This window comes from Actinacidiphila rubida, from assembly GCF_900110255.1.
Taxonomy (GTDB): domain Bacteria; phylum Actinomycetota; class Actinomycetes; order Streptomycetales; family Streptomycetaceae; genus Actinacidiphila; species Actinacidiphila rubida.
The window spans coordinates 1-14097 of record NZ_FODD01000083.1 but is presented as its reverse complement, the minus strand read 5'-3'; the positions used below and the strand labels follow the sequence as shown (position 1 = coordinate 14097).

Sequence of the window (14097 nt, the reverse complement as noted above, 5' to 3'; positions counted from 1 at the left end):
GGTCCCAGCCGATCCGCTCGGCGATCACCGTTGCCGGCATCTCAGGCCACTGCTCAAGCAGTTCACGGATCTGCGGCTCGACCACATCTACGATCGAACCCTTCGGCGCCCGCTGATACTTCGGCGGCGCATCGTCCGCGATCGCCCTGCGGACAGTGTTTCTCGCGATGGCCAGCTTCCTCGCGATCGCCCGCACCGGCATCTGCTCGGCGCGATGAAGCCGGCGGATCTCCGCCCAGTCCTCCACGCTGATCACCCATCCTCCCGGCCTGACTCAACGAGCCAGACCCTTGAAGGGGGTCAACTTTCAAGCGCCGCCACTGGTCCACTTTTCAGCCGTCGCCGACACCCGGGAACCGGAGAACATGCCTCCACCGCTCACTGCGGCCGGACGAACGACGCCGGGGTGGGGAACTACCTGATCGCGATCATGAAAAGGCCGGGAAAAACTTGATCGCCGACACGGGAGGGGCGACATCGTGCCCGCGGCCTGGAGCGATCATCACCGATGGCCGTGACGTCACCGGCGAAGGACGGGGCATCCAGGACTGTGTGGTGCCCCCTCCTGTTGGCGTGTGGTGGTGCGTTGGTGCCGGCCTGCACAGCCGCTCTTGTCCTCGCTGCCCCAGTGGGGCCTGGGCTGTGGACCTGGTGTGCCAGGTGGGGGCCGAACCGCAACCGGTTCGGCCCGCACCTGTGCGTATGACGATGGCCGCTGCCTGGTGTGCGTGGTGTCCTGACTATGCGCCCGGGTCGGGTTGGCTGGCTGCGAGGTCGTTGAGAGCGCTGTTCACGACGTGCCAGGACACGGTGAGTGTGTCGCGGTCGGGTGTGTGTGCCTCGCGGAACTCGCGGCGCGGGTGGACGAAATTGCGGTACTCCCGCAGGGCCTGGCTGAAGCGTTCGACGTCGACGTCGATCCAGTCGGCTTGGTGGCAGATGTCGATGAGGGCTTTTAGGCCGATGTAGTCGGGGTCCTTGCCTCGGAGCAGGGATGCGTTGCGTTCCTCGATCACCGTGAGCAGGACGCCTTCGAGGAGGCTGCCCAGCATGATGATCGCGGCGACGTGCGCTCCGTTGGCGTAGCAGGTTTGGGCCTCGTCTAGTCGGCGCTGGAGCAGTGCGGCCATCCGTGGCTCACGGATGATCTCGGCCATGGTGGCCTTGAGTTCGACCGAGGCATGATGGCCGGGGTGTGCCATGGCGGGGTCGCAGACGACGATCCTGGGCCTGCCTCCGGGGTTCTCTAGGCGGAAGCCTTCGTGGACGAGGAAGGCATTGACCGCGTTGACGACGGTCGGCAGGATTCCGGGTTCCTCGAGGTATTCGCGGGCGTCGGCGAGCCGGATGAGGACCTTCTCCAGGTCGGCAGGACACTCGCGCCGCTCGGTCAGTTGCTGCAGGGTCCACTCGTTGCGGTACTCGCCGTCGTACTCGGGAACGTTGACCCAGCCTGCGTTGTGAAGGAACTGGGCGATCTCGAAGCCCCTGCGGTAGTACAGGTGGTCGTCGCCGCAGATGACACGAGCCAGTTCCTTCAACGTATTGCCGTCGAGCGGGCCGAGGACGCTTTCGTGGGTCACGCGACGTCCTCCGTGCTGTCGTCGTCGATCTCATGATCAACGGGCCCGTCGTCGGGGAGCGGGTCGTCCGATGAGAGGTCCAGTGGCTGCCAGGCAGTGGTGGGGCCGGCCACCGGGTTCAGCGGCGCGGGCCGGGTGTAGTTCGCCGGCTTGATCCCCTGGCGGTCGAGCTCACTCCACAGGTCTTCCAGCGCGGCACCCGGATCGAACCGGAAGTCGCTGTCTCGTACCCGCCAGAACTTCCAGCCCACGCGCTGCAGCTCGCGGTCCCTGCGCTGGTCACTTTCGATCTGTTCCCGCGTGGCGTGGTGGAAGGGGTCGCCGTCGCACTCCACGGCCAGACGACCTTGAGCCCCGACCACCACCAGGTCGATACGCTTGCTGCCGGCCGGGAACTGCGGAACCACGTGATAGCCCCGCTTCTTGATCGCCAAGTACACCTGTTGCTCGAACAGTGAATCGAACGGAGCTCGCCGGACGTCAGGCAGCACAGGCCCTATGCCGTCGGCGGCCTCCAGTGCCGCAGGCGGGTTCTGCATGTAAGCCAGGAGGTTCATGCGCAGGTCCTGCGGTTTCAGGCGGTCCGGCGGCACCGAGTAGAACAGCCACATCTGATCCTGGGCCCGGCTCGCGGCCACGTTGTACGACTGCTGCTCGCTCTTGGCACCGCCTGCAGAGCGAGGCGGGTTCGTCACGACCATGGACAGCAAGATGACGTTCCGCTCATCGCCCTGGAACGAAGCCGCGTTGCCCACGCGGATCTTGCGTTTGGCTCGTTCGGTCCCCGGAATCCGCTTTTCGATCATGGACTCCAGGGTCTTGATCTGACCGAAGCCCTGAAGGACGATCACGCCCATCGTCTTTTCCTCGTAGGCAGGGTCCTCAACCAGACGGGCCAGGCACTCCACGATCGCCTCGGCTTCCTTGGCATTGCGGATGCGACCCTCGCGGCCTTCTGTCACGGCGTCCTCGACGAAATGGGTCCGCAAAGGATCGAGCCGCTGAGCGCCGTACTGACGCAACGGCTGGAGCTTGTTGTTGTAGAAGGTGTTCGACGACCAGTTGATGATCTCCGGTACACAGCGGAAGTGCTCTTCGAGACGGATCACTTTCGGGAAGAAGGTGGACAGCAGCTGGTAGAGGTTGGTGTGCGGGGTGTAGAGCTGGCGCAGCCGTGAGGGCATGTCCGGCAGGTGCGCGGCCAGCTTGTCCTGGATGGCCTGCAGCCGGCCGTTGGCCGTGACCGCGGGCGCGCACTGCTTGTCGTCACCGACGACGATCACGCGGGGCGCCAGCCACAGCAAGAACAGCGCGTCCATGCCGGCCTGGCTGGCTTCGTCGACGATGACGACGTCGAAGGCGTCCCGCTTGGCCTGCGCCATCTCCGCGACCTGGGCGATGGGCATGACCCAGGCCGGAACCGCACCCTGGGCCACCGACATGGCGTCGCGAGCTGCCGCGCGGAACCGCCCAGCGTGCCGCCCCTTGCCCTTTCCGTACGACGCCATGTGGGTGCGGTAGGCCTGCAGCGCAGATCGTTGTTCCTGGGTCATCCGCTCGAGGCAGTGTAGCCTGCCCCAGGCGGCTGCCAGCTCACCGGTGACGCATTCGAGCCTGGCTTCGTGCTCACTCAAGTCACCTTGGACCTTGCGCTCCAGACCAGGCGTGCGCTGCCGGCGCACGAACTGCGAAGCTTTCGCCCAGGCCCAGGCCTGCCCCCAAGCACCCAGGCGCTCTTCCCAGCCGGGATCGGCAGCAGCAGTGTCTGCGAGGCGGCGTGCGAGCACGGGATGCGCCGCGCTGAGGACGGCCATGAGTTCGGCGCAGCGACGAGCGCGATGCTCACGCCGGTGAGCATCGGCGAGGGCTTCCAGAGCCCCGGCGTAGGCGTCCACGTCCTGGTCCCGCAGAGCTTGCGCGAGCGCTATGGACTGCGCCGACGGTTGGGAGTCACCTGCGGGGGAGCGAAGCAGTTCATCCCACTGGGCCAACTGGGCGACCGCCTCGTCGGCGGCGCGCCGGCCTCCCAACGCGGCAACGGCCGTGGTGAAGTCCTGCCAATCCGGCCGGGAGGTGAGGGTCAGGCGAATGCCGTGGCGTACCAGAAGCCCGTCGGCGTATTCGCGAGCCGCTCCGAATTCCTGGACATGCTGAAGATGCGCGGCGCGGGCGGCCAGTTCGGCCAGCCGTACCTCCAGATCACCACCGGCGATGGGTGTGTTCACCTGCTGCCAGCGTGTGGACGCACCGGCGGCCGTGGTGAGGGCACGAAGGTAGGCCAGCACTGCGTCGACATCCTCCACCGTCTGCGGCGGATGCCCATCGACGGTGCAGGAGTCCAGCAGCTCCTGGGCGTTCTTCTGCACTTTGCCGGCGAACCGGCCCCGTAGTGCCTTGCCCGCAGCCAGGTGGCCCCGCAGCGCGATTCCTTGAGCCGCCAGCTGGCCCGCCCTGTGCACGGTCAGGTCCCTGGGCACGGACACCAGGCGCAAGCCGACTGCGTCCACATCCCATACTGCCTGGCGCACGTCGTCGGTGACGGCAGCAATGCGCTGCCACAAAGCCATCTCGGAGCGGGAGATCCGGGCTGTCAGCGCCCGGGTGATCCACGAGTCCGGATCCCAGCCGGTGGCGTTGCCAGAAACCCCGAGGTGATGCAGAGCCGTCTGGCAGTTCTCGAGCACAGCTCCCAATTCCGCGGTCACGGACGCGTCGAGACTGGCCAGTAGGTCTCGGATCTCGACTGCGGACGCCGACAGATTCCCGTCGTCCAAGCGACTGGCGGCGAAGACCTCGGCGACACGACTGGGGAAGGGCAACCGGCTGGCGTCAGCAAGCACGCCGCCGACGCGGGGCCGGCCCGCGCCCTCACGCAGCAGCAGAACAAGCTCCTCGACCTGCTCGGCCGCCACAGGCGGCACATCGGCAGCGTCCTGCGGTAGGCGGCCGATCCACCCGTAGGCGTCCGTTCCGGAACGCACACGCTCCACGATCTCCGCGAGTGTCCCCGCATAGCCCGGAGCCACACTGCGATGCACGTACTCGGCCTCGCGCAACGAAATGACCTGCTCGGTGAGCGAGCCGATCCGGCCCTGCACCTCAGCCCGCTCACCGGCCAGGCGGCGGATGTCGGCACGCAGCTCGTCGGGGTCACTGGAGGCCACCTGATCAGTGAGCGCGTTGATGGTGCGTTCCAACTCGCCCGCCCCGTCCTGGCGCGTGGAACTCAGCAGCAGCACGCACAGATCCCGCACCGCTGCCGGGAGCTTTTCCCGCAACACCGTCAGCGCCTGATCACGGGCACTGGTGACCAGCACCCGCTGGCCCTGCGCGAGCAACGCGGAGACAAGATTGGCGATCGTGTGGGTCTTGCCCGTCCCCGGCGGCCCCTGTACGACCACACCGGTCTCGTGCTCCAGACGCCCGAGCACACTGCGCTGCTGAGTGTTCGTCTTCCCGGGGAACAGCGGGTCGTCCCCGAACAGCGCAGTCACCTGATCCCCGCCCCAGGCCAAACGATCCCCGGCCTCGACGTTCATGACCATCTGCGCCAGTCCCAACGGCGCCCGGCCCTCCGAGGCCACCGCCTCGGCAATGTGATCGTAGAACCGCAGCAGCGAGTTGAAGTTCCGTGGACGCATCACCAAAGCTGGCGCGTACGTCACCCGCGCCGCCCTCTCCACGACACGGGGCGGCTCCCACTGGGCGCTAAAGCCCATGGGACGCGTGGTCGCCCGCTCCTGCCACTGCGCCAACTGCTCCAGCGCCTCGGAGCCCAGCGGAGCCATACCCCGAGCGGCGATCTCCTCCGACAAGGCAGCCCCGCGCTCACGTACCCATCCGTCGTCGCTGTCCAGGAAATCCTGGTCTTCCAGACGCAGCGCGCTCTCCGACGACAGCCGCACCACCAACTTGGCCGTGCGACGGTCCACTGACGTCTCCACCCGATGCGTGAACAGGTGCCGATGCACCGTCTCCTCACCCGGACCGACCCACGTCAACAACCCCACGCCCAAGACCAGTTCCGTCTGGTCGTCCTCCTGGGACAACTTCTGGTGCCAGGCATAGATCCGCTCGTACAGCTCGCGCAGCGGCCGCTCCGCCCGCTCCCTTTGTGCCCACCTACGCCAGCGATCCAGCCACGTGCCGTAAGCCCGAAGCACATCAGCAGCCTCTGCACGGCGAACGGAGATTTCCTCCACCGGTTCTGCGCTGCTGGTCACAGGCATCGAGTCGGGGCCGGGACCGTCCTCGGCAAGGGGCGGATCGCCGCCATCGGGGTCCAGGCAACGGGCCGGCTCCACCCAGCCGGCCAGCAGTTCCGGAAGGTCAGGCGCCGCGCTCTGCGGTACATACTCCAAGGTGAGGAGCAGCCCGTCGTCATGAACCGCCGGCCGGCGGACAGACTCCGGTAGGCGCGCCAACCACAAGTGCTCACGGCTGCGGTCGTCGCGTTGTCGCTGATGGCTGCTGTGGACCACGTCGCGCAGAAAGTTCACCAACCCGACGGTCTGCCCGATGACATCGGGATCGCTTGCATGGAGCCGCGGAACGTCCACCATTTCCCCTCTCGGCCGGTGACGAACGTTCCAGGATGGGGCCGGACCATACGCGCAGCACCGAAAACCCAGCAGGATGACCGAAACTGCCTCACGGCGCCGACGGGCTGCGGCGGGCAAGTTCCTTGGCCGGTCCGACCCGGGCCCATTCAGCCGTTGGCCACCAACCCGCCAGAAAGAAAGCCCGATGTGCTCTGACCTGCAGCAAATGCACCTGCCGACCGCCCTGTGTCAGGAGTAGGCGCGGCGGGCGGCCAGGAGGACGGGGCCGCCGGGGACGGTCGTCATGAGCCCCAAGACCGTGCCAAGCGCGCCAGATCGGGCGGGAGTCACGGGGAACAGGAGCGAACGACGGGACCTGGCGCAGCCTCAGCCCAGTAAACCGAAGCGCAGGTCACAGGTCCGACGGAGTACCTGCTCCCGGCAAGCGGGGATCGGGCCGCACGAGTACGACGGGTTCGCTCACCCGCTGCGGTGCCGGCCGCGATGAGCCGGTCCGGGTGGCGTACATCCGGGCAGCACTCGGTCACACCCCCTCAATGACTGCCTGCTGAGTGGCAGCCGCGGCGTGCGGCACCCCCCGCCTTGCAGCCGGCTGCTCGGAAGGAATTGCCGCCCACGCCTACCGGGTCAGGTTTCGATCGCAGTGATGTTGTCAGGGCGATACTTCAACGCCGCCTCTCCGCTTGGCTGAATGGAAGGGAGGACGCGCCGGTTCCGGAGCGACCGGCGCCTGGTGAAGGGCTATCCAGCAGGCGTGTCGCCTTCCTGCTGGCTGTCGGAGAATGCCGCTTCTACGTGACCGGCATCGATCAGCGCACGCTGCAGTGGTGTCCAGCCGGGACCTGGGCCGGAGCGAGCGGCGTCCAGTATCTGACGGGCATAGCGGACGACTTCCAGGTCCTCCCAATGCGGTTCCGACGAGACGGTCAGTAGGCCGGTGACCACGGCCTGTGCGGCGGCGGATTGCGGATGCTCGGCGGCCCGTTGGGCGATCGCACGACGGTAAACAAGGTTCGGCTGCTGGGCTGCTGTCATAGCGGTCAGCTCCAGCCAGGTCTGGTCGTCCATGAAGCGGCAGCGCGCGAAGGAGCCCGTTCCCCGCAGCGCGTCAGCGGGAACGTGCGCGTTCAGCACGCTTCGCCACAGGGCGACGGCGAAATCAACGACGGCCGGGTCCAGCGATTCCGAGGCCACCGTGTGCCCCAGGCTCGACAGGATCTGACTGACGGCATCCGGGCCTCGCGGCGTTCGCGCGGCGAGGCTGGTCAGGAACTGTGCGGCGTCACCGAGGGGGGCGGCAGTGTCGATCAGCGCGGAGGTCACGTACTCGACCGCGGCTTGGGCCTGCTCGCGGTTGATGGCTTTGGTGTCAGGCTGTGCGCGAGGGTGGTCACTGACGGGGAGGGTCAGTGTTGTCTTGAGATCCTCCTGATTGAAGCGGCTCATGATGCTGCTGTGGTACTGGCCGTGGCGCAGCCAGGTGCGGGCCGGTCGCCACGGCTGGTCCAAGGCGAAGAGTGAGTCGGCGTGCGTATAGGTCCAGCCCGGTGCGAGGGCGTGGAGCCAGGTGAGGTTGGCGCCGATCATCGACAGCGCTGGACCGTGAGCCGGCCGTTGATGGAGAAGGGTGTCGACGACCTGCGTCACAGGCGTCGGTAGGTGCCCATGGGCGTTACCGGCTTGTTTTCCACCCCACGTGAGCAGAGCATTCAGCGCCGCGCCGCCAGTTGTGTTCAGCGCCACTTCCAGTGGATCCCGGCCTGGAGCGTTGACGGGCAGGTGGGCCCACCTTGTTACCTGTGCGATCAGCCACGTCACGGCTGGGGCGGTGACGTGGCCGGGAGGGATATCCGCGTTCCAAGAGCGCTGCAGCAGACGGCAAACCACCCTTCTCAGCCTGTCGGCAGCGCTGTCGTCGCGGCCCTCGTCGGGGCGCACTGCGAAGGCTGCCGTGGCTACTGCCTCGAGATGGGTGGCTGCGTCGAGTTCCTCGCGTCGGAATGCCTCGTCGAGGGCGGAGAAGTAGGCGGCACGCACACTCGTGCTGCGTGCAGACGTCGCCACGCCCTCGGGATCTGACGCCCACAGTTGAGGGGAGGCTGAGACCAGTTCAGAAAGGACGCCTGCGTGGAGGTCTCGTTCGGTCTCGCCGTGACGTTCGGCGACCGCAGCGCCTACCAGGGAGGCGACCGCGGCTGCTGGGCCATCCTGCTGAGCTTGGACCGCCAGTGCTGCAACGGGCAGACCGCCGTGCGGCTCTCCTACGGCGATCGTCACTGTGGGCGCGGCAGGACGAGCGGCCGGGCCGGAGATGTTGTTCAGTATCTGCAACAGCAGCGTCCACGAGGTCAGCACAGCTGCAGGAAGCAGCGGTGCCAGCTTCCACACGACGTGCCATCGGGCAGGCAGCGGAGCGCGTTCTGCCGCCTGTTCGGTGCACCACCGATCGATCTCCGTCGTGGTAGGGGCCGGGCCCACACCTTCAGCCAGCGCCTGTTCAAGTGCGGGCAACCGTTCGGGTGCGCACTGCTGGACAACCAGTTCAATAAAGTCCCAGCTCTCCGGGTGCACGACCTGAGACTGCACGACGCGGCCTGCGAGGTCGACGGCAGTGTCCCACCAGGTGGCCATGGCCGGCCCGGAGGTGGCGCAATCGAAAGCGGCGCTCTGAGACAGATGTGCCGTCATCAGCTTGATCTGAATGTCGTCGCCCGTGCTGGCCGTCATCGCACCGGTGCGTACCTCCAGCGGTGTGCCGTGACGGGCCTCGGCAGAAGCGTGATCCAGCAGCGCCCGCATCAAGGGCGCCAGGAACGTGCTGTATCTGTCGTCGTCGACGGCCGTATGCGCCAGGTCAATGGTCCTCGCCTTCCAGGAAGCGAGCCGATCTCCTTCCACGTATTGCCTCACCAGCCCTGCCAGAGCGTGCCGGGCCCCGGCCGCCCGCTTTCCTTGATCTTGCTGAACTCGCTCCGGATCGGCCGCCTCGGCCAGGGCCAGCAGCAGACGAGTGGACTCCCACGTCTCCCATCCAGTGAACTGCGCATCGGCCAAAACGCCTTCCAACACGGCGATCCACTGCCGATTGCGGTCCTCGACCGGAACCCGGCAAGCCCACCACGCAACGGCCTCCGACACCCGACGGTCGCCTTCGGCAGCACGCAGCACCTCCCGCATGATCGGGCTCGCTGTCATACCCGCGTCGATCAGCAGCCTTGCTGCCAAAGCCACAGCGCTTGGCCCCAAAGCCTTCAAAGCACTCATCTGCCCGCGGACCCAGGCGCACACCAGTTGCGGATCCCGCGTGAGCAGCCGCTGCAAGTACGGCATGGCCGGCCACCGACTGCCGTCGGGCAGCAGCCGCTCAGCGGGAAGCAACTCCAGCCAGTCCGCGCTTACCGCGGCGCGCAGGAAGTAATCCCCCGCCCGCGGGTCGGTCATCAGTTTCACCTCCCGGGCATCCGCCGCGGTCGGACGTTCCAGCATGGCGATCGCGCGGAGCCGTGCCGCCCGCTCAGGGAGGCCCAAGAACAACTGGTCGATTGCGGCAATCAGGCCGATGAACACCGCTTCGGCACGCTCAGGGCTGCTGGCCGAACCATGCAGCACCCCCGAGGTGTCCTGATAGAACTTCGTCCAGGACTCGCGGGCCGCAATCCGCTCGGCGGCCCCCGCCTCGCGCCCCGTCTGCCGCAGCACCAACGATCCCACCTGCCGGATGCGTGCGCCGCCGGGAAACGCCTCCTCGGCCTCCAACTCAGCAACCGCGTCGGCAAGGTCGGACAGTGCCCCGGCCAAATCTTCCCGCTCACCATAGGCAGCCACCAGAGCCTTCGCGCATTTGACCACGCTTCTCTGCGCGGTCTGGATCCCCGGAGACTCGCCGACAATCTTGAAGATGCTGTCCAGCGCACCCCGGCAGCAGGACTGGGCCACCTCGGCAGAGGCCGGCAACAGCCCAGGATCGGTCAGCAATTTATGTGCGGCGCGTAGGAGATCCACTGCTCGCTGGCCGTTGTCGCCCTGTCCGCGTAGAGCCTCGGCAAGGTCAGTGCGCAGCACGGTCGCGGCGCTCGCCATGTCAGTCACCTGCCACACGGTAGCCATGTACCCCATCGAGCGGACCTTTGGCGGGCCCGGCCCGCGTGACTCCGCATCCTGCCGGCAGGGACGGCGATCGTCCGGCTCGAATGCTGGACAACGCGATTGTCAGAGGCCGGGGGGACCACTGAGCACATTGTGGAGGCTCCCTCGCGGGGTGCACCTCACTCCTGAGGCTGCATCCGAGACTTCGGTCCGGGCGGTCGCCGGTCCAACGCCTCAAGTACCTGTTCGCTGAACGTATCCAGAACCTGGTCTCGGACGTCGCCAGCATGGTTGAGCCACCCGCCCATGCTCGATTCGAGACCGTCGCGGACCCTGGCCTTGCGCACATCGCGCGTATCGCGCAGAGCTTCCTCTGACTGTACGTAGGCCCGCGTCCGGCGAACGGATCGGACAAGCATGGACACGGACCGCAGTCTCAGGTATTCCCGCAGCCCACGAGCCAACACCACCGCCATGGGCGTAAAGGCCCGCGCGATGTGCGACTGCGCATATGCCTCGAACTGCTCGGCCGGCGCTGCACTGTGGCGCGCCAGTTCGGCAGCCAGAAGACCGACGCTGCCATCAGCGATCCGCAGCGCCGAGTTGCGCGTCCAGACAAAGGCGGGACGCGCGGTGAGGTGCTCGTGCGCATCCACGTGCCGGAGCAGCGATGCGGCGTTGGTGTGAACGAAGAACGTCGATGTCGGCACGTAGTACCGCCGGTACAAGCTGACGGCCTTGGTGTCCGGCCGTACTTTGTCGATGTACTCAGCCATCTGGAACAAGTCCGCCGAGCGGCCGGGAGTACCAAGCGTCGAAACGGTGAGGTCGATCAGTTCCTGCGGAACCGTCCCGTCGTCGACCAGATACTTGAACAGGGCACCAGCGGACTTCGCGTTCGCGGCCTTCAGGCGGCTCACGCCGTTGGGCTCATACAGGCAGTACAGACCCTGCAGGGCAGCCTCCAAAGCCAGCCGCGCACTGACGGCAGTGGCTTCGTTCAGGCCGGCGCGGGCGGCTTTCCTGGCCTCTCGTTGCAGATGAAGAACCCGAAGGAGCGCGAGCTGTGCAACGTGTGATCCATCGGTGTCGGCGTCGTCGGGCCAGGTGGCCAAGGTGATCAGCTTCCGGGCACCGGCACGGATCCGGCCTCGCCTCAGCATATCCGCGCTGGGCAGCAAACCCCGGAGGACGTTGAACAGCGATGCCGTGTCTTCGACGTTCATGCCCGCAAGTGTGGGACTCAATTGCGCAAGCGTCACACCCATTTGCGCGGCTCCGGCCCGCCTCGGCTCGGGGCTCACCCTGCCTTAGAGGGCGGGACATGGCGTCTTGTCCGAGTTGGTTCTTGCTAGGGCTGTGACCTGGAGTGATGCTGGGCGGCGATCCGTGGCTGTCACGCGTTCTGGTGAAATGGCTCGGGTTTGTGCTCGTGCCGCGTGCGGCGATGGTGGACTGGGTGGGTGATCGAGCGGAACGGTTATCCCACGGATGTCACCGATGAGCAGTGGGCGCTGATCGAGCCGGTGATCGCGGCGTGGAAGGCGGCGCGTCCGTCGGCGACCGGGAACGTCAGCCGGTATTCGATGCGCGCGGTCGTGAACGCGATCCAGTACCAGAACCGTGCCGGCTGCTCGTGGAGTCTGCTGCCCAACGACCTGCCGCCGTACTGGACTGTGAAGTACTTCTTCTACCAGTGGCGCGACGACGGGCTGGACGCGACGATCTGCGAGTTGCTGCGCACCCGGGTGCGCGAGCGCGCCGGGCGCACCGAGGATCCGAGCCTGGTCGTGCTCGACGCGCAGTCGGTGCACGCGGCCAACAATGTTCCGGCCGCAACCACGGGTAAGGATCCTGCCAAGCGCGTGCCGGGCCGCAAGCACGGCATCGCCGTCGATATCATGGGGCTGATTATCGCGGTTGTGGTGGTGGCCGCCTGCGTGCACGACAACCAGGTCGGCACCGCGCTGCTGAGCAAGGTCGCGGCGGCCACGAGCAGCGTCAAGACGGCGCTGGTGGACCAAGGATTCAAGACTGCCGTCGTCGAGCATGGCGCCGAGTTGGGCATCGACGTACGCATCGTCGAGCGCAACCCGCGCGATGCCGGGTTCGTCCCGCAGCCGATCCGCTGGAGGGTCGAGCAGACCTACGGCACCCTGATACTGCAACGGCGTTTGACCAGGGACTACGAGAGCAACCCGCGGACAACCGAGTCGAGGTTGTACTGGGCTGCGTCGACCATCATGCTGCGCAAGCTCACCGGGACCGCCGCGCCGAGCTGGCGTGGAGCATGACCGAGCAGCCTTACACGCTCTCCGCGATCCTCGTGCGCCTTGATGCGCGCGAGCAGCAGATCGAGGCACAAGCCATGGCGCTGCGCACGCAGATCGAGCAGCTCACGAGCCACCTCGGCGAGCTTGAACGCCAGCTCGAGCATGTCCAGATCACCCGCAAGACGCTCGCCGACCTGCCCGAACCGGACCTGCCGAGCGCGCCACCCGTCACTCAGGATCCGCCCGAGCATCCCGCTTACGAGCAGATCCTCGCCGCCCTTGCCGCCACCGACCGGGCCATGCGTGCACGCGAGGTCACCGTGGCCATCGAACTGCCCGCCACGGCGACCAACGTCAACAACGTGCGCCACAAGCTCAAACGGCTGACCAGCCGAAAACCTCATCGTCGAGGTCGAGCAGGGCCTGTTCGCCCGCATCCAGGCGTAGGCGCTCCACAACCCCGCAAAATCAGCAGCCGACGACGCCCCAGCGAATCGGGCATGTGGCCATGTTCCGCCGTCTCACATGGTGCTCGCGCTGCGCTGGTTCCCCGACGATACCGGGTCAGGCGGTTGGCGCACGTCAAAGCACCGTGCGGCCCCGCCGTCGAAAGACGGGCCGCACGGTGCTCCGGTAGAGGCTGTCTTAGCTCACCCACACCCGGCGCCACGATGGGTGGCGGCTAAGGGTCCGTCCACGACGGCGCGTTACGGCTTCCGGCTACTCGGAGATCCAGGTCCAGAACTGGTCCGGGTAGGGACCGTATGGCCATGTGTCGATGTTTGCGTTGTTATCCATAGAAGTGCCCGCGATACCCATGTCTAAGCCCTGCGCGGTCTCGATCACCCCATTCGCTGTGGCGGTCCAGAGTTGCGTGTTGAAATTGCCGTTCGCCGCATTGACGCCGCAGGGCTCCAGAGTGACGGGGTTAGTGCCGCCCTGCGAACTGTACGTCGCGCACAGCGTGTCGTCCTGGGCGGGCTGAAGGTAGAACCAGCCAGAATGACTGGCAGAAGGGTTGACGTACCAGTACTGATCGGGGTAGAGCCCGCAGTCCCACTGATCCATTCGTGCTCCTGCGACGACGACATCGCCGGGCACGGACACGCACCGACCCGACATGTAGCTCTCGATCGCCACCCGAGTGCCCTCGGACGCCGAGGCGGCGACCGGACTGGCGAACAACGCGACGGCAGCCAGGAGGCCCACCAATAAGGCAGACCACCTGCGATTCCATTTCCATGGAGCAAGTGCCGTTGACAACGTGATCCTTTCAACGAGAGAAGCCCGTCAGATGCCTGCGGCAGAAGGCGTGGAAGTCTCACGCCGACAGGCCGCCGCGCGAAGAGAGGCAGGTACGTGCTGAACCCCCGAACCGCTGAGCCCCCGTACCGGCCGCGCCGCGAAGCGTAGTTAAACGATTCCATGCGAGCACTCGAACGGCTAGGCCTTTTGCACGCTCGCGCAAAAGCTCTGGTAGACGCGGGACTTGGAGGTCTGCGGGTTCGACTCGTAGTCCCGCACCAGGCGCCGGTGGAGCATCGAGGTGCCGAGCCTCTGCTCCACTCTCCAGCGGATCGTTAGCTGGGGGCC

At 66.7% G+C, this 14097-nt stretch carries 9 protein-coding genes; 2 read left to right on the top strand and 7 right to left on the bottom strand.

What is annotated here, in order from left to right; translation table 11 throughout:
- From BMW99_RS38050 to BMW99_RS38030, 5 genes are all read right to left on the bottom strand, one after another.
- Positions 1-256, bottom strand: a 256-nt coding sequence (locus tag BMW99_RS38050) for a helix-turn-helix domain-containing protein (protein WP_218159331.1), incomplete at its 3' end; no start/stop codon positions are given.
- 484 nt (positions 257-740) lie between these two features.
- The gene (locus BMW99_RS41725; protein ID WP_069463556.1) at positions 741-1583 is read right to left on the bottom strand and encodes a hypothetical protein; all 843 of its coding nucleotides are present in this window, start codon (positions 1581-1583) and stop codon (positions 741-743) included.
- Complete coding sequence (locus BMW99_RS38040) at positions 1580-6145, bottom strand: AAA domain-containing protein (protein WP_245791798.1); 4566 nt, start codon at positions 6143-6145, stop codon at positions 1580-1582. Before BMW99_RS38040 ends, BMW99_RS41725 begins: the two co-directional genes overlap by 4 nt.
- A gap of 741 nt (positions 6146-6886) precedes the next feature.
- A complete protein-coding gene (locus BMW99_RS38035; protein ID WP_141726132.1) occupies positions 6887-10234 on the bottom strand; it encodes a hypothetical protein in 3348 nt (1115 codons plus the stop codon).
- 176 nt (positions 10235-10410) lie between these two features.
- Positions 10411-11457: a hypothetical protein gene (locus BMW99_RS38030; protein ID WP_141726131.1), complete on the bottom strand. Its 1047-nt coding sequence runs from the start codon at positions 11455-11457 to the stop codon at positions 10411-10413.
- A 237-nt stretch (positions 11458-11694) separates the two neighbouring features.
- Between BMW99_RS38030 and BMW99_RS38025 the strand changes: the two genes are divergently transcribed.
- On the top strand, positions 11695-12525 hold the full coding sequence (locus BMW99_RS38025) for an IS5 family transposase (RefSeq protein WP_069463553.1): 831 nt from the start codon (positions 11695-11697) through the stop codon (positions 12523-12525).
- On the top strand, positions 12522-13190 hold the full coding sequence (locus BMW99_RS42550) for a hypothetical protein (RefSeq protein WP_245791797.1): 669 nt from the start codon (positions 12522-12524) through the stop codon (positions 13188-13190). The genes BMW99_RS38025 and BMW99_RS42550 overlap by 4 nt, the downstream gene beginning before the upstream one ends.
- A 34-nt stretch (positions 13191-13224) precedes the next feature.
- Here the strand turns inward: BMW99_RS42550 and BMW99_RS38015 are convergent, their stop codons facing one another.
- Both BMW99_RS38015 and BMW99_RS42830 read right to left on the bottom strand, forming a co-directional pair.
- Entirely contained in the window at positions 13225-13644 is a 420-nt protein-coding gene (locus BMW99_RS38015; protein ID WP_143080619.1) for an RICIN domain-containing protein, read from the bottom strand.
- 303 nt (positions 13645-13947) lie between these two features.
- The gene (locus tag BMW99_RS42830; protein WP_265737217.1) at positions 13948-14070 is read right to left on the bottom strand and encodes a hypothetical protein; all 123 of its coding nucleotides are present in this window, start codon (positions 14068-14070) and stop codon (positions 13948-13950) included.
- Between the last annotated feature and the right edge of the window lie 27 nt (positions 14071-14097).